Here is a 23871-nt window from a genome sequence, read left to right on the forward strand (position 1 = left end):
GGGTTGGCGTTGCAACGTTTGTACGCCGGAGCGCTGCCGGATCAGCTGGTGGTGCTGACCAGGCCGCCCACGGCGGCAGCCGCGGAGGAACCGTGGTTTTGCAGGTTCTGCTGCAAGGCCTGGAGGAAGGATTGCAGGTCCGGCTGGCTGGCGGCCGAAGCGCTGCTCGACGCGCTGCCCGAGGACGACTGCCCCTGGGTGGCGTTCATCAGGTTCTGGAAGTCGCTTTGCAGGGCGGAAATGGCGCTGTTGCCGGAAGTGCTGCCGCTGCTGCCCAGTTGCGAGATCAGGCTTTGCAGCCCGCTGGCGAAGTTGGCATAGCCGGAATGCACGCCGGAGGCGGAATTGCTGCCGGAGCTGCCGCCATTGTCGCTGTCGCCGTCGCCGCTGGAGGAACTGCCGCTCCCCTGGGACTGGTGCAGGGCGGTGAACAGGTCGTGCATCAGCTTGTGCATGTCCTGGCCCACGGACTGGTTGCCGGATGCGGCGCTGGCGGAATTGGCGCCGTCGTCCCCATCGCCGTCGCCGCCTTGGCCGCCCTGGGACCCGGGAGTCCCTTGGCCGGCGCCGCCCGGACCGCCGGGCAGGGAAATGCCCAGCTGGCTGAAGGCCTGCTGCACCGCGTTCATGAACTCGCCGCCGCCACCGCCGCGGTGATGGTGATGCCCTTCCGTTTCCTGGGTGGACGAGGCGGGGCTGGAGCCGGCAGCGCTGACGCTACTGGTCGAGGCCACTTGGCTGGTGTAAAGCGAGCTGGTATCGACGCCGGAAATGCTCATTTTGGTACTCCTTCTTTTGTCATGGGACTGACTTGGGTGATAAATCCTCCCCCGTTTCCGGGGCGGCAATTCGAGACGGAGCGAGACAGAAAAAACCTTGGCGGCTCTGCGTCAGGATTCCCCTGCCTCCAGGGGATTGCCTAGGCAATATTTCGGCCTGAAAGAAAATAACTGGAGTTACCGTTTTGCAAATGGCTGTAATCAAATGTTAAGGAAATCGGGTGGAGTCGTCCCTGTTTGTAGATCGTTGTTTTTCCATTGATTATATTGGCATTTTGTATCAATTTTGATACCGTTTCGGCGCTTCTGCGTGGCAATATTTTCCTTGTTTTGTTTTTGTGTAGATCGCTGTTTATTTTTGATTTTTACAAATACAAAAGGATATTGCCGCAGGTGGCGGCAATATCTGCCGCGCTGTTTTTACGCTGTAAAAATAAATGCACCAATACGGTGCGAATTCATTTACCGGCGGGTCGGTTTTTTTGTATCATCGCCGGGTTTTTCAATTTTGACTTTAATCTGACTTCTATTTGATTGCATCCGATCATGGCGCGCATCGAAATCACCCTTCCCGAGCACTACCTCTTTTCCACCGAGCTGCCCCTCTACATCGGCCACATCAACTACGGCGGCCACCTGGACAACGGCCTGCTGCTCACCCTGGTGTCCGAGGCCCGGGTGCGCTTCTACAAGCACCTGGGCTATTCCGAGCTGGACGTGGAAGGCGTGGGCACCGTGGTGGCCGACGCGGCGGTGCAGTACAAGTCCGAGGCGTTCCATGGCGAGACCATGGTGGTGGAGATGGGCGCCGCCGATGCGCACAAGTACGGCTTCGACCTGGTGTGGCGCATGAGCGACCGGGCCAGCGGCCGGGAAGTGGCCCGGGGCAAGACCGGGGTGATCTTCTTCGATTACGGCCCGCGCAAGATCGCGCGTATGCCGGAGGCGTTCCGCGCCAGGCTGGGGCTGGCGTAAGCCGCCCCATGGCCAGGGCGGCCGCCGGAAGAACGGGGCTTGCGCCCCGGCGCGGCTAGTCGGGGAAGGCTTGCAGGTAGGCGGCCACCGCCCGCATGTCGGCGCCGCTCAGGCCGTGGGCGATGGTCTTCATGACGCTGCCCTCGGGGCGCTCGTCGGTGCGTTGGAACACCACCAGTTGCTTGTAGAGGTAGTCGGCGTGCTGGTAGGCCAGGCGCGGGAAGGTGGCGTTGCCTTCGCCGTGCTCGCCGTGGCAGGTGGCGCAAGCCGGGATGTTGCCGTCCGGCAGGCCGTCCTTGAAGATGCGCCGGCCCGCCTCGGCCAGGGCCGGGGCCGCCGGACCGGGCGAGCGGGGGCGCTGGGCGGCGAAATAGTCGGCCAGCCCGGCGATCTGGGCGTCGGTGAGCTTGCGGCTCAGGCCCCACATGTATTCGAAACCGGCCGGATCGAGGCGGTTGTGGCCGCGGAACTGGCGCAACTGGGCTTCCAGGTAATCCTTCTGCTGGCCGGCCAGGCTGGGGAAGTTGGGCGAGGGGGCGTTGCCGTCCAGCCCGTGGCAGTTGGAACAGACCTGGGCCGCCAGGGTGGCGGCCGGGACGTCCGGATTCCCCAGATCGCGGGAGCGTTCGAGATTGACGCAGCCCCCCGCAGCCAGCAGGAGGGCGGCGGTGGCGAGGGCGGGACGGGCGTTCATGGCGGGGCTCCTGGCGTCTGGGGGTTTTATCCGGCGTGGGGCCGGCGGGTAATGAGGCTGGAGGCTGCGGGTCGGTGCGCTCAGTAGGCCGCCCAGAGGTAGAGGAAGGTCAGGTCGTTGTCCTTGGCGCTGCGGCTGGAAACGCCGTCGTAGGCGGTGCTGCCGCCCATGAACTGGGTGTACTTGTAGTACTGGAAGCCGATGCGCACGTACTGGATGGGGGTCCAGAAGACCTCGGGAATCCACACCCGGGTGCCGGGCCGGTTGTTGGCCGAGCCGGTGATCGGGTTGGCGGCGTAGAGGATGGCGTCCTTCGACCCCTGGGAGCTCACGTAGGACAGGCTGGCGCCGTACTTGGCCAGGTAGATGTAGGTGGCGTTGAGCTTGAGCAGGTCGATGGTGTTCGACGAGTTGGCGTAGCTCCCCGTGTAGGCCGGGTTGTTGGGGTCCCACAGGGCGTTGTCGTAGCGCTGCCGCTCCCGGGTGTAGGAGAACTGGGCCGAGAAGGTGTGGGGGTCCAGGATGTGCTGGAACTGGCCGTCGATGCCCACGTCGTCGTTGCGGATCAGGGGCGAGCTGGCGTTGGTCGGGTCGGAATAGACCCGGGCGTTCAGGCCGTGCAGCCCGATCATGGCGCTATTGGCGCCCCAGTCGTGGTTCAGGGCCAGCCGCCAGTAGGGGTTGTAACCCTTGAGGGTGGTGGTGTTGTCGCTGCTCACCCCCTGGCTCATGATCGAGTAGATGCCGTTGGCGTTGCGGTAGAGGCCCACCTCGGCGTACACCGTGTTGTTCCAGAAGGCATAGGCGTTGAGGCCGGCGTTCAGGTTGCCCTGGGTCAGCATCGGCGAGTACTGGGGGCCGGTGAACACGTTGGCCTGCAAGGAGGCGGGGCCGATGGGGGAGGGCACCATCTGGAACGGGTTGTTGAAGGTGTTCCACACGTCGGTGGTGCCGATGTTGTTGTTCAGGCTGACGCCGACGATCAGGTCGCGCCCCGGGTTGATGAGGCGGTCGGCGTAGCGCAGGTCGAACTGGTCGGAGGCGGTGTGGCTGACCCATTTGCCCTGGCCGTTCTGCTGGGAATAGGGGTCGAGGGTCCACTGGGCGAACAGGCCCAGGTTGTCGGTGATCTTGCCGCCGGCGAAGAGGCTGGCCTGGGAAACCGTGAACAGGCCGTCCCGGGGGTAGTTGTCGTTCGGCATGGCGCCGTTGCCGCCGCTGCCGTTGGGGTCGAGCAGGGAGCCGTTGGTCTTGTTGGCCACCTTGGTCATGCCCGCCTGGATCATCACCGACAGGGGGATCGGATTGCGCACCCCGATGGTGTAGCCGGTGAGCTTGAAGATGCGGCCATAAGGGGTGAGGGCGGGAAACTGGCCGCCGGCATGGCAGGCCACGCAGTTCTGCCCGGTCTGGCGGGCGAACAGGGGAAGGGCCTGGGCTTCGCCGGCAAAAAGGCTGGCCGCGGCGATGAGCCAGGCGGCGAGATGGAAGAAAAACCGGGGCGTGCCCGGACGTACCCATGAATATGCCGATGCCGTGCCGTGTTCCATGACCGCTCTCCCCGGTTGGGACTGCCGAATCGCCAGATTCCACCTTAGGTCATGGCGTTCGATTATTCAAAAATGACGAAAAAACAGTATTGGGAACGATTTCGACTCATATTTAGCTTTTTTGTCTTTGCAATGTATTGTTTTATATGAATTATTTGTTTTTATTGACGCCAAGCTGACGAAATTGACACTGCCTTGGGGCAAAGAGTGAGGAATCGGCACCCGCTCAAGGCGATGCGACATCGTTCGTCATGGTCGAGGCCGTGTCGTTTTTCATGTTTTTTACCCTGTTGAGGATCGGGTGGCGGAGCTGGCGCCATGGCCAATGTTCACGATGGTTTTTGTGCCAGCTGGATTGGGGGCGAAGCGGTGAGTCGATGGTGCGTACCGAGGGGAGGGGGAATATCGTGCGCATGCTTGCCCCTCGGCGACGCCTGCGCTGTTGGCCGGCTACCCTGGTCCGGTTCATCCGATCGGTTCGGATGAATTATTTTCACCTCACCTCCTGCGGATTCGTTTGAGCGCCGGCCCCGGCGCTTCCATGCTGTGTGCACCGCCTCCTGCGGCTTGCCACCTGGCCCCACCGGGCCTCTCGGGTGCGCGCCGCCCCCGCCCGTTCCACCCACGCTCGGATGCGTGCGCCCGCCGCCACCTCTGGCGGGCCTCCGCCCCCTTTTGTCTGCCGGGGCCGGTCCGCGTGGCGCCTGTGCGTTGCGGCCCCTCCGGCGCTTTTGACATTGCGACATTGCGAACGCTGCGATTGAGGAGGACATCATGTCCATGGAAAACCGCGACGGCCTGATCTGGTTCGACGGCCAATGGCTGCCCTGGCGCGACGCCAAGGTGCACGTGCTCACCCACACCCTGCATTACGGCTACGGCTGCTTCGAAGGCATCCGCGCCTACGCCACCCCCAAGGGCCCGGCCCTGTTCCGCCTGCCCGAACACCTGCGCCGGCTCAAGGATTCGGCCCACATCCTGGCCCTGGACCTGCCCTGGGACAGCGAGGCCCTGGCCGATATCTGCTGCCAGGCGGTGGCGCGCAACAACCTGGAATCGGCCTACATCCGCCCCCTGGTGTTTCTCGGCGCCGAAAAGGCCGGGGTGGACCCGGCCGGCGCCTCCACCCACGTCATGGTGGCCGCCTGGCCCTGGGGCGCCTACCTGGGCGAGGGCGCCCTGGAGCGGGGCATCAAGGTGCGCGTCTCCAGCTACGCCCGCCACCACCCCAACGTGCAGATGTGCCGGGCCAAGGCCATCTCCACCTACAGCAACTCCATCCTGGCGGTGCGCGAGGCGCGCCGCGACGGCTACGACGAGGCCCTGCTGCTCGACACCGACGGCTTCATCGCCGAAGGCTCGGGGGAGAACGTGTTCATGGTGCGCGACGGCCAGTTGTTCGAGCCGGAAACCACCGCCGCCCTGGACGGGGTGACCCGCCGCACGGTGCACGTGCTGGCCCGGGAAATGGGCCTGACCGTGACCCCCAAGCGCATCACCCGGGACGAGCTGTACTGCGCCGACGAGGTGTTTCTTACCGGCACCGCCGCCGAGATCACCCCGGTGGTGGCCGTGGATGCCCGGCGCATCGGTGCCGGCACACCGGGGCCGGTGGCCCGGGAGCTGCAACGGCGCTACTTCGCCTGCGTGCGCGGCGAGGATGGCAACCACGCCGACTGGTTGCGCCTGGCCCGGGGCTGATTCGGGCCTCCGCCCCGCTGCTCTTGCGGGAAACGACGAAAACCGCGCCGGAGCGCCTTGCCGCACTCCGGCGCGGTTTTTTTGTCTATGCCCATGGGCCGGCGTGGCCCGGACAGGAAAGGACGCTCATCATGAATGCGTGTTGTTGCCGTGCGTTGCCCCTGGTGGGGCGCATCCTGCTGGCCCTGATTTTCGTCTGGTCCGGCTACGGCAAGTTCGCCGGCTTCGCGGGCACGGTGGGTTACATCGCCAGCAAGGGCCTGCCCCTGCCCGAGGTGGCCGCCGCCCTGGCGGCGGCGGTGGAGCTGGGGGGCGGGGTGCTGCTGATCGTCGGCTGGAAGACCCGCTGGGCCGCGGCGGCCATCGCCCTGTTTTCCCTGGCGGCGGCGTTCTTCTTCCACAACTTCTGGGCGGTGCCCGCCGACATGGCCCAGAACCAAATGATCCACTTCATGAAGAACATCGCCATGGTCGGCGGCCTGCTCTACGTGGTGGCCTACGGCCCCGGACCGTGGAGTGTCGATGGGGAAGGGCAGGGCCGGTGCTGAAGGAGCCGCCGCCAGCGAGTGACGGGACGTGGCCGGGCAAGCGCGCTTCACCGCGCCATTTAATCCCTCCACCGTAACGACAACGGCCTCCCGCGGGAGGCCGTTGTCGTTGCCGGAGGAAGCTGGGCGGCTCAGGCGGCGAGGAAATCCACCAGGGCTTGGGTGAAGGCCTCGGCCTGCTCCCAGTTGGAAATGTGGGAAGCGTTCAGTTCCACATAGCGGGCGCCCGGGATGGCGGCTGCCAGTTCCTGGCCTTGCTGCGGCGTGGCCGCCAGGTCGTGGGTGCCGGCGATGACCAGGGTGGGGGCGGCGATGCGGCCCACCTGGTCGCGCAGGTCGGTGTCGCGCAGGGCGGCGCAGTTGCTGTTGTAGCCGGCTTCCGGGGTACGGCGCAGCATGTCCACCAGCTGGCGGGTCTGCACCGGCGCCCGGGCGCGGAAATCGGCGGTGAGCCAGCGTTCCACCAGGGCCGGGGCCATGGCGTCCAGGCCGTTTTCGCTCACTGCGGCGATGCGGGTCGCCCAGCCGTCGGCGGAGCCGATGCGGGCGGCGGTGTTGCACAGCACCAGCTTGTTCACTCGCTGCGGGTGGGCCAGGGCCAGTTGCATGCCGGTAGGGCCGCCCATGGACAGGCCGCAGAAGTGAGCCCGTTCGATCTTCAGGTGGTCGAGCAGGCCGGCCACGTCGTCGGCCAACTGGGCGAAGGTGTACTCGCCGGCAGGGATCGACGACTTGCCGTGGCCCCGGGTGTCGTAGCGCACCACCCGGAAGCGTTCGGCCAGGGCCGGCAGCTGGGGTGCCCACATGTCGGCGTTGGTGCCCAGAGAATTGGACAGGACGAGGGCGGGGGCGTCGGCCGGGCCGTCCTCCATGTAGTAGAGGCGCGTTGCGCCGAGGTCTGCGTAGGGCATGGAATTCCTTGGCGGGTCAGAGGTAGCAGCGGCCGTCGACGTAGGCCTTGCGCCACCGGGTGATGGTCACCCGGGCGAACAGGTCCGTCGCCGAGAAGGGGTCGGCGGCAATCAGCCGTTCCGCCGCTTCCCGGCTGTCCACATCGACCACGTACAGGCCGCCGCCGGCATCGCTGCCGTCGTCGTTGAGCTTGGCGCCACAGGACAGCAGCAGGTGCTTGTGGCGGTCGAGGAACTCCAGGTGGGCCGGGCGGTGCTGCTGGCGCACCTGGGCGTGGCCCGGTTTGTCCCAGGTTTCGATGATGTAGGGCATGGCGGACGTCTCCGGCAGCAGGTCAGATGGCCGAGGGGTGGCGGGCCAGGGGGGTGACCTTGATCTCCATGTAGGGGAACAGGGGCAGGGCCGAGAGCAGGTCGTGCAGCTCGTCGTTGCTGGCCACGTCGAAGATGCTGACGTTGGCGTATTCGCCGACCACGCGCCAGATGTGGGCCCAGCGGCCGTCGCGTTGCAGGGACTGTGAGTAGGCCTTTTCCTCGGCCTTGATCCGGGCGGCTTCGGCCGGGTCCATGTCGGTCGGCAGATTCACTTGCATGTGCACCATGTACAGCATGGGAGGTCCTTTCGGGGAGGGAAGGGCGCCGGGGCCCGGGCCGGGGACTTTACGCCCCGGCGGGGGCGGCGGCAGACAGGAAATCGGGGAAGGGAAAAACACGGGCGCCGGCCGTAGCCGGCGCCGGGTAGCGCATCAGTGGCCGAGGAAACCCCAGGCGAGCACGGCGACGATGTAGATGGCGCCCACCCACAGCATCATGATCACGGTGTAACCCATGATGTCGCGCAGCTTGAGCTTGGACAGGGCCAGGGCCGGCAGGATCCAGAAGGGCTGCACCAGGTCGTTCCAGGCGTTGCCCAGCATCACCGACATGGCGGTCTGGTTGAGGGAGCTGCCGATCTCCTTGGCGGCGTCGATCATGAACGGGCCCTGAAGCATCCAGTGGCCGCCGCCGGACGGGGCGAAGAAGTTGATCAGGAACGAGCTGATCAGGCCCCAGAAGGGCAGGCTCTGGGGGGTGGAAATGTCGACGAACACCTGGGAGATGGTGGTGACCAGCCCGGAGCCGGCCATGATCGCCATGATGCCGGCGTAGAAGGGGAATTGCAGGATGATGCCGGAGATGGTCTTGACCCCCTCGTTGAGGCGCGCCATGTAGGCGGCGGGGGTGCCCAGCAGCAGGATGCCGACGAACAGGATCGTAAAGTTGATCATGTTCAGGTCCAGGTTGCCGCCCTTGCTGAAGTGCAGGCCGATGTAGCCCAGGCCGAACAGGCCGATCAAGAGGCTGAGCAGGCGGCTGTTGTTGAGCTTGCTCGCCAGGGTGTTCTCGGCCAGCAGGCCGTCGCCGCCGCCTTCATGGCTTTCCTGGGCCTTGTCGATGTCCGGATTGACCTCCACCACGGCGTCGCCGGCCTTGGGGTGCAGCCAGGCGTTGAGCAGGGGCAGGGTGACGATCACGGCCAGGCTGGTGAGCAGCATGGGCAGGGTGAAGATGGTCTGGCTCAGGGGGATCAGGCCCATCTGCTTTTCCATCGGGTGGCCGGCGGTGGAGATCAGCACCGGGATACTGGCGGACAGGCCCAGGCCGTACAGGGTGAAGCCGCTGTAGGCCGAGGCGATGATCAGGGGGTAATGCACGCCCTTGACCTTGAGGGCCAGCTTCTTGGCGACGATGCCGCCGATGACCAGGCCGAAGCCCCAGTTCAGGTAGCTGCCGATGCCCCCCACCAGGGTGGCGACGATGATGGCGGTGCGCGGGTTGTGCACCTTGCCGACGATGCGGTTGAGCAGGCGGTCGGTGAGCGGCGCGGTGGCCAGCACATAGCCCATGGCCAGGATCACCGCCATCTGGGTGGTGAAGGCGAGCAGGCTCCAGAAGCCCTTGCCCCAGGCGATGGTGAGGGCTTCCAGGCCCTGGCCCTCGATGGTCATGGCCATCACCGCGGTGAGCAGGGTGAGGCCGATGGCGAAGACGAAGGGGTCGGGCAGGTACTTGCGCATCAGCTCGGTGAAAAACGAGGCCAGCTTGTTCATACAGTCTCCAATTTACTTTTAACTATCCAACCCTAGGGGTGTGATTCCACGGCCGGGAATTGGCTCCCGGCGCCGGGAAATGCGTCACCTCTGACGGGTGCTTGGCTGAAAAAAACGGTGCGTGTTCGATCGCTGGCGGTCAGACCCTTTCGATGATCAGGGCCAGACCCTGGCCCACGCCGATGCACATGGTGCACAGGGCGTAGCGGCCGTTGCGGCGTTCCAGTTCGTGCAGGGCGGTGGTCACCAGGCGGGCGCCGCTGGCGCCCAGGGGATGGCCCAGGGCGATGGCGCCGCCGTTGGGATTGACCCGAGGATCGTCGTCGGCCAGCCCGTGGTCCCGGGTAACGGCCAGGGCCTGGGCGGCGAAGGCTTCGTTGAGCTCGATCACGTCCATCTGGTCCAGGCTCAGGCCGGCCTTGGCCAGCACCTTGCGCATCGCCGGGGCCGGGCCGAAGCCCATGATGCGCGGCGCCACCCCGGCGGCGGCGGCCGCCACCACCCGGGCCCGGGGCGTCAGGCCGTGGCGGGCGACGCCGGCTGGCGAGGCCAGCAGCAGGGCGCAGGCGCCGTCGTTCACCCCCGAGGCGTTGCCGGCGGTGACTGTGCCGTCGGGGCGTACCACGCCCTTGAGCTTGGCCAGGGATTCCAGGGTGGTGCCGGGGCGCAGGTGCTCGTCGTGCTCGACGCGCAGGGGCTCGCCCTTCTTCTGCGGGATCAGCACCGGCACGATCTCTGCGGCCAGGCGGCCTTCGGCCTGGGCGGCGGCGGCGCGCTGCTGGCTGCGCAGGGCGAAAGCGTCCTGGTCGGCCCGGGCGATGGCGAAGTCGGCGGCGACGTTTTCCGCCGTCTCGGGCATGGAGTCAACACCGTGGCGGGCCTTCATCTCCGGATTGACGAAGCGCCAGCCGATGGTGGTGTCCTCGATCTTCATGCTGCGCGAATAGGCCTGGTCGGCCTTGCCCATGACGAAGGGGGCGCGGGACATGCTTTCCACCCCACCGGCGATGAGCAGGTCGGCCTCGCCGCTCTTGATGGCGCGGGCGGCGGTGGCGACGGCATCGAGGCTGGAACCGCACAGGCGGTTGAGGGTGGTGCCCGGCACTTCCACCGGCAGGCCGGCCAGCAGGGCGGCCATGCGCGCCACGTTGCGGTTGTCCTCGCCGGCCTGGTTGGCGCAGCCGTAGATCACGTCGTCCACGGCGCTCCAGTCCACGCCGGGGTGGCGTTCCATCAGGGCGCGGATCGGCAGGGCCGCCAGGTCGTCGGCGCGCAGGCCGGCCAGGGCACCGCCGTACTTGCCGAAGGGCGTACGCAGGGCGGCACAGATGTAGGCGTTTTCCATAGGTCTCCTTGTCGTTGTTCTCTGGGGGTGGGGAAGGGTCAGGCGCTGGCATCCACCAGGGGCACGGGCACCAGGGCCTGCAGGTCGGCGAAGCTCAGGCCGTCCACCCGCTCGCGCACCAGCAGCCCGTCGCGGGTGATGTCGATCACCGCCACGTCGGTGTACAGGCGGTTGACGCAGCCGATGCCGGTGAGGGGGTAGGTGCAGTGCTCGACCAGCTTGCTTTGGCCGGTCTTGGTCAGCAGTTCCATCATCACGAACACCTGCTTGGCGCCGATGGCCAGGTCCATGGCCCCGCCCACGGCGGGGATGGCGTCCGGGGCGCCGGTGTGCCAGTTGGCCAGGTCGCCCGTGGCCGAGACCTGGAAGGCGCCCAGGACGCAGATGTCCAGGTGGCCGCCGCGCATCATGGCGAAGGAGTCGCCGTGGTGGAAAAAGCAGCCGCCCTGAAGCAGGGTCACCGGCTCCTTGCCGGCGTTGATCAGCTCCGGGTCTTCCTGGCCGGGAGCCGGGGCCGGACCCATGCCGAGCAGGCCGTTCTCGCTGTGCAGGAAGATGTCCCGGTCGGCGGGCAGGTAGTTGGCCACCTTGGTGGGCAGGCCGATGCCCAGGTTGACGTAGGCCCCTTCGGGAATGTCGCGGGCCACCCGGGCGGCCATTTCGTTGCGGTTGAGTCGATTCATGGCGTGGCTCCGGGTCAGCAGGCGGCGGTAGCGGTGGCGGTGGCCACCACGCGCTGGACGAAGATGCCCGGGGTGATCACGCCTTCCGGGTCCAGGTCGCCCAGCTCGGCCAGTTCGTCGACCTGGGCGATGGTGCAGGCCGCCGCGGTGGCCATGATCGGGCCGAAGTTGCGCGCCGCCTTGCGGTACACCAGGTTGCCCCAGCGGTCGCCACGGTGGGCCTTGATCAGGGCGAAGTCGGCGCGGATCGGGTACTCCAGCACGTAGTTGCGCTCGCCGATGCGGCGGGTTTCCTTGCCCTCGGTGAGCAGGGTGCCGTAGCCGGTTGGGGTGAAGATGGCGCCCAGGCCGGCGCCGGCGGCCTGGATGCGGGCCGCCAGGTTGCCCTGGGGCACCAGTTCCAGCTCGATCTCTCCGGCCTGGTAGAGGGCGTCGAATACCTGGGAATCGGCCTGGCGGGGGAAGGAGCAGATGATCTTTTTCACCCGCTTGGCCTTGAGCAGGGCGGCCAGGCCGGTTTCGCCGTTGCCGGCGTTGTTGTTGACGATGGTCAGGTCGCGGGCGCCCTGGGCGATCAGGGCGTCGATCAGGTGGTTCGGCATCCCGGCCGTACCGAAGCCGCCGATCATGACGGTGGCGCCGTCATGGATGCCGGCCACGGCCGCATCCAGGGATGAAACGATCTTGTCGATCATGGTCTCGCTTGCTGGTTCTCCCCTGCGGGGAGACCTCCTATGGGTGATGAAGGACGAACGTGCGACGATCTTTTGTGCGATAACCGCACGTAGATTCGTATTTCGCACAAAGTCTAGGAGGGCAAATGCGGCAGCGTCAATGGCGATAATCGAAATATTGTTCGATTATCGAACGTACGAGAACGGTGCACTGCACCATGGGCGATATGCCTTGGCGCCTGGAATAAGGGAGAAGTAAGGGGTGATGCGCTGCTCAGCTCTGCGCAGCGCGTGCGCGATAATCGTTGGCTTGTGCGATATTCGGATAGTTGGTTATGCTGGTCGCTTGATGGCTGCTCCGGGCGCCCGCCGGCTTCCGGCGCCGAAACCCGGGCGGCCGCGCGAGCCACTGGAACCGAGCCCCATGAACAACACTCCCCCCGCCTCCGACGACCTGCCCGACGCCGCCGCCACGCCGGCCGACGACATCTCGGCCCAGGCCGGCGATCCCAACTTCATGGCGTCCCTGGCCCGGGGGCTGGCGGTGATCGAGGCCTTCTCGCCGCAGCGGCGGCAGATGTCCATTTCCCAGATCAGCCAGAAGACCGGCATTCCTCGGGCTGCCGTGCGCCGCTGCCTGTACACCCTGGCCAAGCTCGGCTTCGTCAGCGCCGAGGATGGGCGCAACTTCGCCCTGCGCCCGCGCATCCTGTCCCTGGGCCATGCCTACCTGGCCTCTACCCCCCTGGCCAAGGCGGCCCAGCCGGTGCTGCGCGACGTCAGCAACCGGCTGCATGAGTCCAGCTCCATCGCCATCCTGGACGGGGATGAGATTCTCTACATCGCCCGGGCGTCCACCTCCCGGATCATGACCATCGACCTGGACATCGGCAGCCGCCTGCCGGCGGTCTATACCTCCATGGGCCGGGTACTGCTCGCCCACCTGCCCGAGGACGAGCGCGAAGCCTGCCTGGGCCGGGCCAAGCTGATCCAGTACACCGCCCACACCCTGATGACCGTGGAGGCCCTGCGTGCCGAGCTGGCTCGGGTGCGGGCCCAGGGCTACGCCGTCATCGACCAGGAGCTGGAACTCGGCCTGCGCTCCATCGCCGTGCCGATCGCCGCGCCGGACGGCAAGGTGGTGGCGGCCATCAACGTGGGCCTCCAGGCGGCCCGGGTGTCGGTGGTGGAAATGGAGGCGCACATCCTGCCGGTGCTGCGCGATGCGGCCGCCGAGTTGGCCCTCTTGCTCGCCTGACAAGCACCCTGGCCTGACGGGACGCACCAAGCAAAAGCGCCGGGGATTTCCCCGGCGCTTTTGCATTGTGGTGGCGCCGATAGCGGGCGCGGCCGGCTCAGTCGGCCAGCCCGCTAGCCGCCAGCAGGTCGCCCTGGATCAGCTTGGGGGGCACGGCGAGCAGGGTCTCGAAGCGGGCCAGGGCCGCCTGGAGCGGCGGCGAGGCCAGGTGGGCGGAACAGGCTGCGTCGTCCCGGTACAGCTCGTAGACGATGAAGCCGTGGGGCACGTCGCGGCGGCGGTGCACCGCGTAGGCCCGGTTGCCCGGTTCCTGGGCGGTGCTGCGCACCAGGTCGCGCAGGATGGCTTCGACGGCGGCGTCGCTGTCGGGGCGGGCGGTCAGTTCGGCGAGCAGCAGCATGGGGGCTCCTTAGCGTGAGGTGGGGGAATGAGTTGTCAGGATGCCCGCCGACGAGCCGGGCGGATTGTAAAAATGCGTCCTCCCGGCCAGCAGCGCCCGGTACTGGCCCGGCGTCAGGCCGGCCAGGGCGCGGAAGTCGCGGATGCAGTGGGCCTGGTCGTAGTAGCCCAGGGCCAGGGCCGTGTCGGTGAGGGAGGCGTCGGGTGCCAGGGCCAAGCGGCGGGCGGTCTTTTGCAGCCGCACCAGACGCTTCCAGGCCACCGGTGCGAGGCCGGTTAGGGCGCCGACGCGCCGCTCCAGCTGGCGCCGCCCCAGGCCCAGGCCAGCGGCCAGGCGGTCGATGCCGGCGTCGGCCATATCCCGATCAGGGGTCTCGTCCAGCGCGGACTTCCCGTTTTTTTCCGCCGCATCACAGCCCCACGGCGCTCCGGCCGGAGACTGGCGGTAGAGCCGGTCCACGGCGGCTTCGGCCAGGGCGTCGGGGGCCTCGGGGCGCAGCCGGGCGCGCAGGAAGGCGTGCAGCAGGGCGGCCCGGGCGGGCAGGGAAGGAGTCTCGGCGAGCCGCGCCGCCAGCGTCGCGCCGGCCGGCCCCCAGAGGTCCCGGGGCGTCAGCGGCGCATCGGCCAGTTCGGCGCCGGGGATGGGGGTGAAGCGGTGGATCATGCCGGCGCGAAAGCGCACGGCGATGAAATCGACCCGGGGCGCCGGCAGCAAGTGCAGGACGCGGCGGCGCAGGGCCAGCAGATGGGCGTCGGGTAGGGCCTGAGCCGGGGGCGGGATTTCCTCCGGGGCGTTGCAGGCCTCTCCATTGGCCGCTACGGACGCCAGGGCATGGAAGGGCACTTCCCGGTGGAAATAGACCTCGGCACCGGTGCCCGGCAGCAGCAGGGGTAGGGGAATGGCCCCCTGGCCCGGATTCCGCGCCGACGCGGGAAACTCCGGCGATTGCCAGCCCCAGAAGCGGTCGATGAAGGGCCGCAGTTCCGGGGCAGGGCGCAGGTGGAAGGTGCGCATCGGCGAGAGTGAGGGGGCAGGGGCCGGCAGCCGTGGGACGGATACCGTAATCAGGGATGGTGGTTCGTACCGTAGGGGTTGCCGCCCACATCCACGCCGCCGGCCATGGGCAGGCCCGAGGCCGGGTTGATGCCGGGGGCACCGTAGGGATTGCCCCTGGCGTCGACGCCTCCCGGGCCGCCGGTCATCGGCAGGCCGGTGGTGGGATTGATGGCGGGTGCATCGAGATAGACCGGGTTGTTGCCGCTGGCGATGACCAGGGTGCGCCGGGTCCGGGCGCGGATCAGGTCGACGAAATACCAGACGAGGCCGATGGCGAAGCCGGCGATGGCGCCCAGAAGGCCCCAGGCGGCGAATGTGTTGTCGAACACGTAGCCGGCGATGCCGGCGGCCAGGCCCAGGGCGATGCTGAGGCCCAGGGTGTGTTGCAGGGAGGTGAAGAACAGGATCACTCCGGCGATGCCGGCGACCCACAGGCCGACCTTCTTGGCGCGGCTCCAGGCGCCGTTCGATTCTGCCCCGGCGGCCTTGGCGCTGTCCGGGGCCGCGTTCTTCCGGTCGCCCTGGGCGGTGGCGGCGTTCTTTTTCGCGGCTTCCTTCGGCTTGGCCGCTTTCCTGGTTTCAGAGGCAGCGGGGCGTCCGGACGAGTCGTCGTCGGCGGCAACGACGCCGTTGCACGAGAACAAGGCGATGAACAGGAGGCCGATGATCTTTTGACAGAACGTCATGGGGCGCAGTCCGGAAGGTCTGGTGAAAGCGGGCCGGAATTGTAACGCAGCGCCCCGGAGCGCTACCCGCTTGTCCCGCGACCGGGAACGGCTTGTCGACTGAGGACAGTGGCGTGGCGCGCGTGGTTCCCCATGCGGGCCGGAAGGGGTTGGAAGGGGTGGCGGGGAGGGCGGTGCGGGTGGCGAGCGCATTGCTCGGGCGGCCCTTCGCCGGAGAACCGGGCGAAGGCCGCCGACGCGGTGCTACATGAAGTTGCGGGTGTGCAGGGAGGCCAGCCGCCGGGCCGATTCTCCCTGGAAGCCGAGCTTGGCCAGGCGTGCTTCCCGGCCCCGGGCCATGTCCTGCAACAGCTCCTGGACCCGGGCGTAGCCGGCGGCGATGGCTGCCGGGGCGCTGCTGCCGGCGGCCAGCAGGATCAGGGCGTCGAACACTTCCTCGTTCAGGCCAGAGGTGCCGGCCAGGTGCTCGTAGCGGGCTTCCACGGCGTTGCCCAGGCGGGTCAGCAGGGCCGGTTCCTGGGCGATGTGCTGGCCCAGGTGGGCCATGCCGAAGGCCACGTGCCGCGCCTCGTCCCGGGCGGCCAGGCGGGCGATCTGCCGGGTCACCGAGTCCGGGGCGTGGTGGTGCAGGAAGTTGAGCAGGCTGACGAAAGTACCCTCGCCGAGCACCGCTAGCAGGAACTGGGCGGTGGAAAAATCCGGCTCGTCCACCAGGGTCTTCAGCGACGCCTGCCCGCCGGCGGTGGACAGCCCGGGCTGGCGGCCCTTGAGGGCGATGCGGCGGGTGAACACGTCGATGTGCCGGGCCTCGTCGGCCACCTGGATGGCCAGCAGCGCTTGCACCTCGCGGAAGTGGGGGTGGAGCTGGCCGAGAAAGCGGGCCGGCACCACCAGGGCGGCGTTCTCGTTTTCCACCATGTAGGTCATCACCTGGACTACCGCGTCCTCCACCTCGTCGGGCAGATCGCAAGGGGCCTGCCAGTCGATGGCGGTGTCGGCGTTCCACTGGGCGGCCACGGCCTCGGCGTAGAGGGTGGCGGCGCTGTCGGCCCAGACGTCCTCGCGCCGGGTGAGGCGGAAAGCGAAGGCGGGGCTGCCCGCCTCCACGGTGGCGCCCCGGGCGGCCAGGCCCCAGCGGGTATCGACCTCCGCCCGCACGGCGCCGTCCGCGCCGGGGTCGATCGCCCCGGTGGCCGCAGCGCCGCGCCAGCGGCCGGCCTGGACCGCGCCCCGGGTGATGCGGGCGCAGGGGCGGCCGTCGCCGCCATCCTCGAAGGCCACGGGGTGCCCCTGGCTGCGGCACCAGGCGGCCAGGGGGCCTTGCCAGCCCTCGCCCTGGCCGCGCACTTCCAGCACCTCGCCGACGGGCACCCGGCCCAGGGCCAGCTTCACCACCAGGTGGGCACCGGCGTCGAAGCCGAGGGCCTCAATATCGATAGTCGGCGGCAAGGATCTTTCCTTCGGCATCGTAGAAGGCTTCGTCGTCCACCGCCCGCTCCAGGGCCGCGTAGCCGCTGGTGCGGCCGGGGCGCCAGGCGCGCAGGCCTTCCAGTTCGAGCAGGGGGCGCACCGCCGGATCGTCCCAGGACATGCCCAGCAGCAACTCGGTGAAGCGTCCGATCAGCTCGGCCGGGGCGCCGGGGCTGACGGTGAAGTTGCAGTGGTCGTAGAGGCCGGTGCGGGCCAGGATGCGGGTTGCGCCGCTGGGCAGCACGCCCTCGTTGGCGAAGGCCAGGTAGTTGCCGTCGATCATCCAGGCCGCGTCGATCTCGCCGGCCATCAGGGCCTGGGCGGCGTCGCGCTCGCCGCCGATGTGGTCGCCGTGCTTGCCGCCGAGCACGTCGAAGCGGCGGGCGGTGTAGTCGCGGCCGGCGATGAGGTCGGCCTGGCGCAGGTGGTCGAGGGGAATGAGGGTGGCCTGGGGCGAGTCGATGGCGCCGAAGCCCACCCGCTTGCCGACCAGGGCGGTCCGGTCGGCGGGGCCGTCCTGGCGCACCACCAGCACCGAGGACAGGTCCTGGTCCGTGTCGCGCATGGCTACGGCGGCGACCTCCAGCCCCCGGGCCCGGGCCATGCGCTCGGCGCGCACCCAGGCCAGGGGCGAGTTCCAGGCGAGGTGGAGGGTGCCGTCGAACTGGGCTTCCACCTGGCGCTCGTAGTTGGAATAGAGAACGAAGTCGAACTCCAGGCCCTGGTCCCGGAACCAGGCCTTGAAGCCTTCCCAGATGGTGACGACCTTGGGGGCGTAGGCGACGGCGCCCATTACGAGGGGTTGGGTCATGGCGCCTCCTCAGCCGAACACCGGCATGCCGCAGACGGCCTTGCCGATGAAGTCGTAGAGCACGTCCGCCGTGGGGGCCATGACGGTGGCGGCCCGGGCGTCGCGGAAGTGGCGTTCGACGCCGTGGTCCTTGCGGAAGGCGGCACCGCCGCACACGCGCATGGCCAGGTCGGTGACCTCGGTGCCGGTCTCGGCGGCGGCGGCCTTCACTTCGAGCAGACGCAGCATGGTGTCGGGGCGGCCTTGCTCGACGGCGTCCAGGGTGTCGAGGAGCAGGGTGCGCACCAGATCCACCTTGATGCGGGCGCGGCCCAGGTAGGCGCGCACCGTGGGCAGGTCGGCGATGGATTGGCCCAGGTGCTCGAAGCGGGTGGCGCTGACGTGGGCGATGGCCTTGGTCAGGGCCGCCTCCATGTTGCCCAGGGAGACGGCGGCGGTCATCAGGTTGAAGTAGGGGACCACGGTGCCCATCATGATGTCGAAGCCGCCACCGTCGGCGCCCAGGCGAGCGTCGGCGCCGAGTCGCACATTTTCGGCGGTGATCGGGGATGAGGCGTTGCCGCGCAGGCCCAGCCCTTCGAACTTGCCGACCACGGTCAGGCCCGGGGCGTCGCCCGGCACCAGCCACAGGGTGCTGGCGCCTTCGGCCGCCACGGGGCGGCTCGACCAGACGTAGGAATCGGCCTCGCCGGCGGAAGTGATCATGCTCTTCTTGCCATCCAGGCGGATCGCGCCATCGGCGGCCGCGGCGGTGCCGACGGGGGCCCAGAAATGGCTGCGGGAGCCGGTTTCGGAGAAGGCCAGGGTGGAAACGTGGCGGCCGGCGGCGACGGCGCGGCGCACCTCCAGGCTGCCGTGGGCCTCGATCACCGCCGTGGCGCAGTAGTGCATGCACAGCACCATGGCGGTGGAGGTACAGCTCTGGGCCACCTTTTCCACCGCCAGGGCGGCGGCGCGGTGGCCCAGGCCCAGGCCGCCCGCCTCGGGGCTGCTGATCAGTCCGAGCAGGCCGGCCTGGCCCAGGGCGTCGAGGGCGGCGCGGGGATAGGTGCCGTTGGCGTCGACGTCGGCGGCGGCGGGGGCGACGACGCGGGCCACCACGTCGTCGATCTTGGTCAGGTTGGCGGCGAGCGCATCCGCCACGGGACGGTTGTCGTGGGTCATGGGGTCTCCATTCACATAGCCGCCCGGGCACGGAGTTGCCCGGGCTTAATCGCGGCCTGGGGCCACGGCAAAATCGGCAGGCGGTACGCAGACCGCCGTTGCTGAACGGGATTCAAGGATTCAGGCCAGGGGGGGATTTTGCCGCAACGGGCGCTATCCCGAGCGGGTTTCGTGCGTCCGCGCCGCGGGATGCAGCCCCTGCATCGAGCGCGGCCGAGGCGCAAAAACGGACACGCCCCGCACAGGGCGGGGCGTGTCGAAGCGGAGAGGGGACCGGGACTGGAAGTCAGCGCAGCGGGCCGAATTCCACCGGCACCCAGCTGTAGCGCTTGCCGTCCTGGCGGACGTGGCCGATGCCGGGGAAGGGCAGGTGCATGCCGGCCACCAGCAGCTTTTCCTTGGCGGCGTAGGCGAAGATCTTCTGCCGGGTGCGCACTGCCTGGGTCTTGTCGGTATCGAACTCGATGGCCACCGTCGGGCGGGCGAACTGCACCGCGGCGTTGTGCACCAAGTCGCCCCAGATCAGCAGCTTTTCGCCGTTGGAGGTGAACAGGTAGCCGCCGTGGCCCGGGGTGTGGCCCCGGGCGGCCACGGCGCGCACGCCGGGCAGCAGCTCGGTTTCGCCGGCGAAGGGCTTCCACTTGCCGGCGGCCTGGTAGGGGGCAGCGGCGTCCCGGGCCATCTTGAAGAAGGGCTTGAAGTCCTCCGGCGCCTTGTCGGCGTTGGCCTGGCTCAGCCAGAAGTCGCTTTCCTCCTGGGCCAGGCGCACCTCGGCGTTGGGGAACACGGCCTTGCCGTCGGGGCCGACCAGGCCGTTGGCGTGGTCGCCGTGCAGGTGGGTGAGCAGCACCACGTCCACCTGGGCCGGGGTGTAACCGGCGGCCCGCAGGTTGTCCACGATGAAGCCCAGGGTCGGGCCGAACAGTTTGGCGGCGCCGGCATCCACCAGCACCAGCTTGCTGCCGGTGTTGACCAGGTAGGCGTTCACCGCGGTCTGCATCTTCGGCGCGGCGAGGAATTCCCGGGCCAGCAGGCGCTGGATCTCGGCCTGGCTGGTGTTCTTGAGCAGGGCCGGGTCCAGGTCGATGAAGCCGTCGTAGAGGGCGGTGACTTCGAAGGCACCGTGCTGGTAGCGGTAGAAACCGGGGACCTGGGTCTTCACCTGGGGCGCCTCGGCATGGGCAGGAACGGCCAAGGGAGCGGCGATGGCGGCGGCCAGGCACAGGGCGGCGCCGCGCAGCAGACGCCGGGTGCGGGCGAGACGGGGGAGGAGAGCGGAGTGGCGTGGGGTCATGGACTGGCCTCGCGTTGGGTCGTTGCACGGGGAGGGCCGCGCCGGGCGCGGCGTAGGGCCATAGTGTGGCACATTCCGGTGGGATTTCGGACCGGAGGCTGACGTAAAACCGGATGCAGAGCCGGACCGGGCTGAAACCGGCGGGCCCTACCTGAGTCGGCCTCGATCAATCCGGATCAGGCCGCCGCCGCGGCTGCAACGGCAGCGGCGGCGCGGAAGCGCAGGGCGATGCGGGTGCCCTGGCCCTTGCTGCCGGCTTCGACGTGCACCGTGGCGTTATGCAGGCGGGCGATCTCGGCGACGATGGCCAGGCCCAGGCCGCAGCCGCCGCTGGGGCTGCCGGCCAGCCGGTAGAAGCGTTGCAGCACCTTGTCGCGCTCCTCGGGGGGAATGCCCGGGCCGTTGTCCTCCACTTCGAGGAAGGGGGCGCCCCGGTACAGGCCGCAGCGCACCGTGACCCACCCGCCGGGCTCGGCGTAGGCGATGGCGTTGTCCACCAGGTTGGCCAGGGCCTCGTGCAGCAGCCAGGAAACGCCGTCCACCTGGACCGGCTTCAGCTCGAAGCCCAGGTCGATGTTGCGGGTGATGGCCCGGTCCAGGTGGGACGAGGCGATCTGCTCGGCGATCTGGGACAGGTCCACCCGTTGCAGGGACACGGCGCCGGCGGCGGCGGGCTCGGAGCGGGCCAGGGCGAGGAGCTGGTGGACCAGGTGGGTGACGCGGCGGGTGGCTTCCTCGATCTGTTGCAGGCGGGCGCGGCGCTGGGCGTCGTCCTGGTCCAGGATGGCCAGTTCGAGTTGGGTTTGCAGGGCGGACAGGGGGGTGCGCAACTGGTGGGCGGCATCGGCGAGAAAGCGCTGCTGGGCCGCCGAGGATTCGCTCAACACCGAGAACAGCCGGTTCAGGGCTTCCACCAGGGGGCGCACTTCGCCGGGCACGTTGGCCAGGTCGATGGGCCGCAGGTCTTGGGGGCTGCGCTGTTCCACCTCTTCGCGCAGGCGGGTGAGGGGGCCCAGGCCGGCCCGCACCGCCAGCAGCACCAGGGTGACGATGGCCAGGCTGAGCAGCACCGCCGGTCCGATCAGGGCGGTGAGCACCCGGCGGCGCAGCCGTTCCCGCTTCTTGGTGGTCTCGGCCACCTGCACGGTGACGTCGCCGGCGGCGGAAGGCGCCACGTACACCACCCCCCGGATCGGCTCGCCGTGCACCACGCCGTCGTAGAAGAGGGGGCCCTGGTGGTCCGGCTCTACCGGCTCCAGGTTGGGGTCGCCGGCGATCAGCCCGCCGTCCTTGGTGTGGACGGCATAATAGATCTGGTCGAAGCCGTCGGTGCGGATGATCGAGTCGGCCTGGGGCGAAAGTTGCAGGCTGAAGCGCCCTTCCTCCAGTCGCAGGTGGCCGGACACCGCCAGGGCCGCGTCGAGCAGGGCCTGGTCGTAGGCGTCGGTGGCGGGGGAGAGGATGAAGCGGTAGTCGCTGGCGACGCTGACCAGGAAGATGGCGGTGAGGGGCGGCATCAGCCAGAGCAGCAGGCGTTGCCGGATGCCGTGGGAGGGATCGAAAAAGAGCTTCATCCGGTCAGCCGAGGGCGGGTTCGTCGAGGCGGTAGCCGATGCCGCGTACGGTGCGGATCTGGAGGTTGCCCGGGGCGAGCTTGGTGCGCAGCCGGGAGATGTAGACCTCGATGGCGTTGGGCGTCAGGTCCCCCTCCCAGCCACCGATGGACTGGATCAGCCGGTCCTTGCTGACCACGTTGGGGGCTTGCAGCAGCAAGGCTTCGAGGATCGACCATTCGCGCCCGGGCAGGTCCAGGGGGGCACCCAGGAGCAGGGCGGTGTGCCGCGCCGTGTCGAGCTGGAGCCCGCCCCAGGCGAGCACGGCGCTGGACAGGGAATGGCTGCGCCGCACCAGGGCGCGCACCCGGGCGATCAGCTCGGGCAGGCGGAAGGGCTTGGTCATGTAGTCGTCGGCGCCCACGTCCAGGCCGTCCACGCAGTCGGTCAGGGTATCCCGGGCGGTGAGGATCAGCAGGGGCAGGCCGAGGCCGCGCTGGCGCAGGCGGCGGATCAGGGTCAGGCCATCCATGCGCGGCAGGCCCAGGTCCACGATGGCCAGGTCGAAGGCTTCCTCGGCCAGGGACAGCTCGGCCTGTTCGCCCGTCGTCACGTGATCCACCGTCATGTTGATGTGGGACAGGCCCTGCCGGATGCCCTCGGCCACCAGGGGGTCGTCTTCCACCACCAGAACGCGCATCGCTCGATTTCCTTCTTGTTGGCGGGGGGACATTAGACCACGCCATTTTCCATTAACCTGACGATTGACTGACGTTTCGCCGACGTTTGCCGCGCAATTATGGAAAAACAGCACCATCGTGGTGCGTTTTTGGCCAGGCGACAGGTTTCCGCAAGGTTCCCCTACCTAGAATGCAGGTCGTTTCCGTTTCGAGGTCGCCATGCCCTCCCTCGCATCCCTGTTCGCTTCTCCCGCCCTGGCTGCGGCGGGGCGCTTCTCGCGGCGCTTCGCCCTGCTTGCCCTGGCGGCGGGCCCGGCCCTGGCGGCCGCCCCCGCCCCGGTCACCCTGGACGACCTGATCGACGTCCTGCGCCAGCAGAACCCCCAGATCGAGCAACTGCGCCAGCTCCAGGTGGCCGCCCAGGCCGCCGTGCCCCAGGCCCTGGCCAGCGCCAACCCGCAGGTCGGCTTCATCCAGAACCCCATTCCCTCCAGCCCGTTCCGCTTCGGTGCCTCGGAAGGCTTCAGCTACACCCTGACCCAGCCCTTCCAGTTTCCGGGCAAGAAGCGTCTGGCCGCCGACATCGCCCAGGACCAGGCGGACATCGCCGGCACCCAGGTGGATACCCTGCGCGTCCAGCTGATCGGCCAGCTGCGCGCCACCTTCTATCAATTGCTCGCCCTGCGCCACCAGGAACGCATCAACGCCGAGAACATCCAGCGCCTGGAGCAGATCAAGAAGATCAGCAAGATCCGCTACGCCAACAACGCCGCAGCCTACGTCGATTATTTGAACGCCCAGGTGGCCCAGAGCAGCGCCGAGAACGACCTGTTCGCCCTGCGCCGCCAGATCGAGACCACCCGCCAGACCCTCAACGCCCTGGTGGGCCGCGACCCGGCCACGCCCCTGGAAGTGCGCGGCGAGATTCCCGCCCTGGCTTCCAGCATCCGGACCCTGGGTGAGTTCAACGACCTGGCCTTGCGCCTCAATCCCCAATTGCGCGGTTCCGAACTACAGATCAAGGCGGCGGAGAAGGGCGTGGAATACGCCAAGAAGGCCTACCTGCCCGACTTCCAGATCATTGCCACGGCGATCAGCAACAAGCCGCCCTGGGGGGCTTCCACCGATACCTACGGCATGGAATTCGACGTGATCCTGCCCACCTGGTTCTTCCAGAAGGAAAAGGCCGGGGTGGACCAGGCCCGGGCCAACCTGATCGCCTCCCGCGCCAACGACACCGCCAACCGCCAGCAGATCCTGCTCGGCGTGGCTTCGGCCTACAACACCCTGGAGCAGGCGCGCCAGCAGGTGGCGTTCCTGCGCGACCGCCAACTGCCCCAGGCCCAGGCGGCCTGGCGGCTGGCCATCCAGAACTACGCCAATAACGGCCAGGCCTTTTCCGACCTGCTGCTCGCCCAGGTGAACCTGCGCAGCGCCGAACTCGGCCTGCTCCAGGCCGAGAGCACCGCCGTGCAATCCTGGGCCAGCCTGGTAGCGGCCGTGGGCGCCGAAGCCGACAGTTTCGAGCTTGTCTCGCACTAAAAAAACC

The 23871-nt window shown here is 68.3% G+C and carries 24 protein-coding genes; 5 read left to right on the top strand and 19 right to left on the bottom strand.

Features of this window, described 5'->3' with window-relative positions:
* Window positions 1-41 precede the first annotated feature (41 nt).
* Window positions 42-779: a hypothetical protein gene (locus V7Z98_RS16100; RefSeq protein WP_334159083.1), complete on the bottom strand. Its 738-nt coding sequence runs from the start codon at window positions 777-779 to the stop codon at window positions 42-44.
* Window positions 780-1325: 546 nt separating this feature from the next.
* Here V7Z98_RS16100 and V7Z98_RS16105 point away from each other — a divergent pair.
* Window positions 1326-1754 carry an acyl-CoA thioesterase gene (locus tag V7Z98_RS16105; protein ID WP_334159084.1) on the top strand — a complete coding sequence of 143 codons (429 nt, stop codon included), beginning with the start codon at window positions 1326-1328 and terminating at the stop codon, window positions 1752-1754.
* Between the two features lie 55 nt (window positions 1755-1809).
* On the opposite strand, the gene V7Z98_RS16110 is transcribed toward V7Z98_RS16105, so the two are convergent.
* Complete coding sequence (locus V7Z98_RS16110) at window positions 1810-2448, bottom strand: c-type cytochrome (protein WP_293265574.1); 639 nt, start codon at window positions 2446-2448, stop codon at window positions 1810-1812.
* Between the two features lie 80 nt (window positions 2449-2528).
* Window positions 2529-3998, bottom strand: a complete 1470-nt coding sequence (locus V7Z98_RS16115) for a hypothetical protein (protein ID WP_334159086.1) — start codon at window positions 3996-3998, stop codon at window positions 2529-2531.
* A gap of 774 nt (window positions 3999-4772) precedes the next feature.
* Here V7Z98_RS16115 and V7Z98_RS16120 point away from each other — a divergent pair.
* Window positions 4773-5699, top strand: a complete 927-nt coding sequence (locus V7Z98_RS16120) for a branched-chain amino acid transaminase (RefSeq protein ID WP_334159087.1) — start codon at window positions 4773-4775, stop codon at window positions 5697-5699.
* A 131-nt stretch (window positions 5700-5830) separates the two neighbouring features.
* Window positions 5831-6247: a DoxX family protein gene (locus tag V7Z98_RS16125; protein WP_334159088.1), complete on the top strand. Its 417-nt coding sequence runs from the start codon at window positions 5831-5833 to the stop codon at window positions 6245-6247.
* A gap of 131 nt (window positions 6248-6378) precedes the next feature.
* On the opposite strand, the gene pcaD is transcribed toward V7Z98_RS16125, so the two are convergent.
* The 7 genes from pcaD to V7Z98_RS16160 form a co-directional block, all read right to left on the bottom strand.
* Window positions 6379-7158: a 3-oxoadipate enol-lactonase gene (gene pcaD, locus V7Z98_RS16130; protein WP_334159089.1), complete on the bottom strand. Its 780-nt coding sequence runs from the start codon at window positions 7156-7158 to the stop codon at window positions 6379-6381.
* Between the two features lie 16 nt (window positions 7159-7174).
* A complete protein-coding gene (locus V7Z98_RS16135; RefSeq protein ID WP_334159091.1) occupies window positions 7175-7471 on the bottom strand; it encodes a YciI family protein in 297 nt (98 codons plus the stop codon).
* Window positions 7472-7493: 22 nt separating this feature from the next.
* Window positions 7494-7769 (bottom strand): muconolactone Delta-isomerase, encoded by a 276-nt coding sequence (catC, locus tag V7Z98_RS16140; protein WP_293265587.1) that lies wholly within the window; start codon window positions 7767-7769, stop codon window positions 7494-7496.
* A 135-nt stretch (window positions 7770-7904) separates the two neighbouring features.
* Window positions 7905-9248, bottom strand: a complete 1344-nt coding sequence (locus V7Z98_RS16145; protein ID WP_054622478.1) for a short-chain fatty acid transporter — start codon at window positions 9246-9248, stop codon at window positions 7905-7907.
* 139 nt (window positions 9249-9387) lie between these two features.
* Window positions 9388-10593 carry a 3-oxoadipyl-CoA thiolase gene (gene pcaF / locus V7Z98_RS16150; protein WP_334159092.1) on the bottom strand — a complete coding sequence of 402 codons (1206 nt, stop codon included), beginning with the start codon at window positions 10591-10593 and terminating at the stop codon, window positions 9388-9390.
* 38 nt (window positions 10594-10631) lie between these two features.
* A complete protein-coding gene (locus tag V7Z98_RS16155) occupies window positions 10632-11276 on the bottom strand; it encodes a 3-oxoacid CoA-transferase subunit B (protein WP_334159093.1) in 645 nt (214 codons plus the stop codon).
* A gap of 14 nt (window positions 11277-11290) precedes the next feature.
* Window positions 11291-11971 carry a 3-oxoacid CoA-transferase subunit A gene (locus V7Z98_RS16160; RefSeq protein ID WP_334159094.1) on the bottom strand — a complete coding sequence of 227 codons (681 nt, stop codon included), beginning with the start codon at window positions 11969-11971 and terminating at the stop codon, window positions 11291-11293.
* A 403-nt stretch (window positions 11972-12374) separates the two neighbouring features.
* Here V7Z98_RS16160 and V7Z98_RS16165 point away from each other — a divergent pair, with 403 nt between their 5' ends.
* Window positions 12375-13208 (top strand): IclR family transcriptional regulator domain-containing protein, encoded by an 834-nt coding sequence (locus V7Z98_RS16165; RefSeq protein ID WP_334159095.1) that lies wholly within the window; start codon window positions 12375-12377, stop codon window positions 13206-13208.
* Window positions 13209-13305: 97 nt separating this feature from the next.
* Here V7Z98_RS16165 and V7Z98_RS16170 read toward each other — a convergent pair whose 3' ends face one another.
* From V7Z98_RS16170 to V7Z98_RS16210, 9 genes are all read right to left on the bottom strand, one after another.
* Window positions 13306-13608, bottom strand: a complete 303-nt coding sequence (locus tag V7Z98_RS16170) for a putative quinol monooxygenase (RefSeq protein WP_334159096.1) — start codon at window positions 13606-13608, stop codon at window positions 13306-13308.
* Window positions 13609-13617: 9 nt separating this feature from the next.
* Window positions 13618-14622, bottom strand: coding sequence for a helix-turn-helix domain-containing protein (locus V7Z98_RS16175; RefSeq protein ID WP_334159097.1), 1005 nt, complete (start codon window positions 14620-14622; stop codon window positions 13618-13620).
* Between the two features lie 50 nt (window positions 14623-14672).
* Complete coding sequence (locus V7Z98_RS16180; protein ID WP_334159098.1) at window positions 14673-15350, bottom strand: hypothetical protein; 678 nt, start codon at window positions 15348-15350, stop codon at window positions 14673-14675.
* A 243-nt stretch (window positions 15351-15593) separates the two neighbouring features.
* The gene (locus V7Z98_RS16185; RefSeq protein ID WP_334159099.1) at window positions 15594-16799 is read right to left on the bottom strand and encodes a ferritin-like domain-containing protein; all 1206 of its coding nucleotides are present in this window, start codon (window positions 16797-16799) and stop codon (window positions 15594-15596) included.
* Window positions 16777-17631 (bottom strand): phosphate/phosphite/phosphonate ABC transporter substrate-binding protein, encoded by an 855-nt coding sequence (locus V7Z98_RS16190; protein ID WP_334159101.1) that lies wholly within the window; start codon window positions 17629-17631, stop codon window positions 16777-16779. The genes V7Z98_RS16185 and V7Z98_RS16190 overlap by 23 nt, the downstream gene beginning before the upstream one ends.
* Before the next feature lie 9 nt (window positions 17632-17640).
* Window positions 17641-18795 (bottom strand): acyl-CoA dehydrogenase family protein, encoded by a 1155-nt coding sequence (locus V7Z98_RS16195; protein ID WP_334159102.1) that lies wholly within the window; start codon window positions 18793-18795, stop codon window positions 17641-17643.
* A 286-nt stretch (window positions 18796-19081) separates the two neighbouring features.
* Window positions 19082-20089 (bottom strand): MBL fold metallo-hydrolase, encoded by a 1008-nt coding sequence (locus V7Z98_RS16200; protein WP_334159104.1) that lies wholly within the window; start codon window positions 20087-20089, stop codon window positions 19082-19084.
* 176 nt (window positions 20090-20265) lie between these two features.
* Window positions 20266-21663: a sensor histidine kinase gene (locus tag V7Z98_RS16205; RefSeq protein ID WP_293265615.1), complete on the bottom strand. Its 1398-nt coding sequence runs from the start codon at window positions 21661-21663 to the stop codon at window positions 20266-20268.
* 4 nt (window positions 21664-21667) lie between these two features.
* Window positions 21668-22342: a response regulator gene (locus V7Z98_RS16210; RefSeq protein ID WP_293265617.1), complete on the bottom strand. Its 675-nt coding sequence runs from the start codon at window positions 22340-22342 to the stop codon at window positions 21668-21670.
* A gap of 199 nt (window positions 22343-22541) precedes the next feature.
* On the opposite strand from V7Z98_RS16210, the gene V7Z98_RS16215 reads away from it, so the two are divergent.
* Window positions 22542-23864: a TolC family protein gene (locus tag V7Z98_RS16215; protein WP_334159105.1), complete on the top strand. Its 1323-nt coding sequence runs from the start codon at window positions 22542-22544 to the stop codon at window positions 23862-23864.
* Window positions 23865-23871: the final 7 nt, after the last annotated feature.

Source organism: Oryzomicrobium sp. (assembly GCF_036820405.1).
Classification (GTDB): domain Bacteria; phylum Pseudomonadota; class Gammaproteobacteria; order Burkholderiales; family Rhodocyclaceae; genus Oryzomicrobium.

What these genes read in the sequence shown, in the direction of transcription:
- V7Z98_RS16100 (WP_334159083.1), bottom strand. Translation starts at nt 779, where the DNA reads ATGAGCATTTCCGGCGTCGATACCAGCTCGCTTTACACCAGCCAAGTG.
- V7Z98_RS16105 (WP_334159084.1), top strand. Translation starts at nt 1,326, where the DNA reads ATGGCGCGCATCGAAATCACCCTTCCCGAGCACTACCTCTTTTCCACC.
- V7Z98_RS16110 (WP_293265574.1), bottom strand. Translation starts at nt 2,448, where the DNA reads ATGAACGCCCGTCCCGCCCTCGCCACCGCCGCCCTCCTGCTGGCTGCG.
- V7Z98_RS16115 (WP_334159086.1), bottom strand. Translation starts at nt 3,998, where the DNA reads ATGGAACACGGCACGGCATCGGCATATTCATGGGTACGTCCGGGCACG.
- V7Z98_RS16120 (WP_334159087.1), top strand. Translation starts at nt 4,773, where the DNA reads ATGTCCATGGAAAACCGCGACGGCCTGATCTGGTTCGACGGCCAATGG.
- V7Z98_RS16125 (WP_334159088.1), top strand. Translation starts at nt 5,831, where the DNA reads ATGAATGCGTGTTGTTGCCGTGCGTTGCCCCTGGTGGGGCGCATCCTG.
- pcaD (WP_334159089.1), bottom strand. Translation starts at nt 7,158, where the DNA reads ATGCCCTACGCAGACCTCGGCGCAACGCGCCTCTACTACATGGAGGAC.
- V7Z98_RS16135 (WP_334159091.1), bottom strand. Translation starts at nt 7,471, where the DNA reads ATGCCCTACATCATCGAAACCTGGGACAAACCGGGCCACGCCCAGGTG.
- catC (WP_293265587.1), bottom strand. Translation starts at nt 7,769, where the DNA reads ATGCTGTACATGGTGCACATGCAAGTGAATCTGCCGACCGACATGGAC.
- V7Z98_RS16145 (WP_054622478.1), bottom strand. Translation starts at nt 9,248, where the DNA reads ATGAACAAGCTGGCCTCGTTTTTCACCGAGCTGATGCGCAAGTACCTG.
- pcaF (WP_334159092.1), bottom strand. Translation starts at nt 10,593, where the DNA reads ATGGAAAACGCCTACATCTGTGCCGCCCTGCGTACGCCCTTCGGCAAG.
- V7Z98_RS16155 (WP_334159093.1), bottom strand. Translation starts at nt 11,276, where the DNA reads ATGAATCGACTCAACCGCAACGAAATGGCCGCCCGGGTGGCCCGCGAC.
- V7Z98_RS16160 (WP_334159094.1), bottom strand. Translation starts at nt 11,971, where the DNA reads ATGATCGACAAGATCGTTTCATCCCTGGATGCGGCCGTGGCCGGCATC.
- V7Z98_RS16165 (WP_334159095.1), top strand. Translation starts at nt 12,375, where the DNA reads ATGAACAACACTCCCCCCGCCTCCGACGACCTGCCCGACGCCGCCGCC.
- V7Z98_RS16170 (WP_334159096.1), bottom strand. Translation starts at nt 13,608, where the DNA reads ATGCTGCTGCTCGCCGAACTGACCGCCCGCCCCGACAGCGACGCCGCC.
- V7Z98_RS16175 (WP_334159097.1), bottom strand. Translation starts at nt 14,622, where the DNA reads ATGCGCACCTTCCACCTGCGCCCTGCCCCGGAACTGCGGCCCTTCATC.
- V7Z98_RS16180 (WP_334159098.1), bottom strand. Translation starts at nt 15,350, where the DNA reads ATGACGTTCTGTCAAAAGATCATCGGCCTCCTGTTCATCGCCTTGTTC.
- V7Z98_RS16190 (WP_334159101.1), bottom strand. Translation starts at nt 17,631, where the DNA reads ATGACCCAACCCCTCGTAATGGGCGCCGTCGCCTACGCCCCCAAGGTC.
- V7Z98_RS16195 (WP_334159102.1), bottom strand. Translation starts at nt 18,795, where the DNA reads ATGACCCACGACAACCGTCCCGTGGCGGATGCGCTCGCCGCCAACCTG.
- V7Z98_RS16200 (WP_334159104.1), bottom strand. Translation starts at nt 20,089, where the DNA reads ATGACCCCACGCCACTCCGCTCTCCTCCCCCGTCTCGCCCGCACCCGG.
- V7Z98_RS16205 (WP_293265615.1), bottom strand. Translation starts at nt 21,663, where the DNA reads ATGAAGCTCTTTTTCGATCCCTCCCACGGCATCCGGCAACGCCTGCTG.
- V7Z98_RS16210 (WP_293265617.1), bottom strand. Translation starts at nt 22,342, where the DNA reads ATGCGCGTTCTGGTGGTGGAAGACGACCCCCTGGTGGCCGAGGGCATC.
- V7Z98_RS16215 (WP_334159105.1), top strand. Translation starts at nt 22,542, where the DNA reads ATGCCCTCCCTCGCATCCCTGTTCGCTTCTCCCGCCCTGGCTGCGGCG.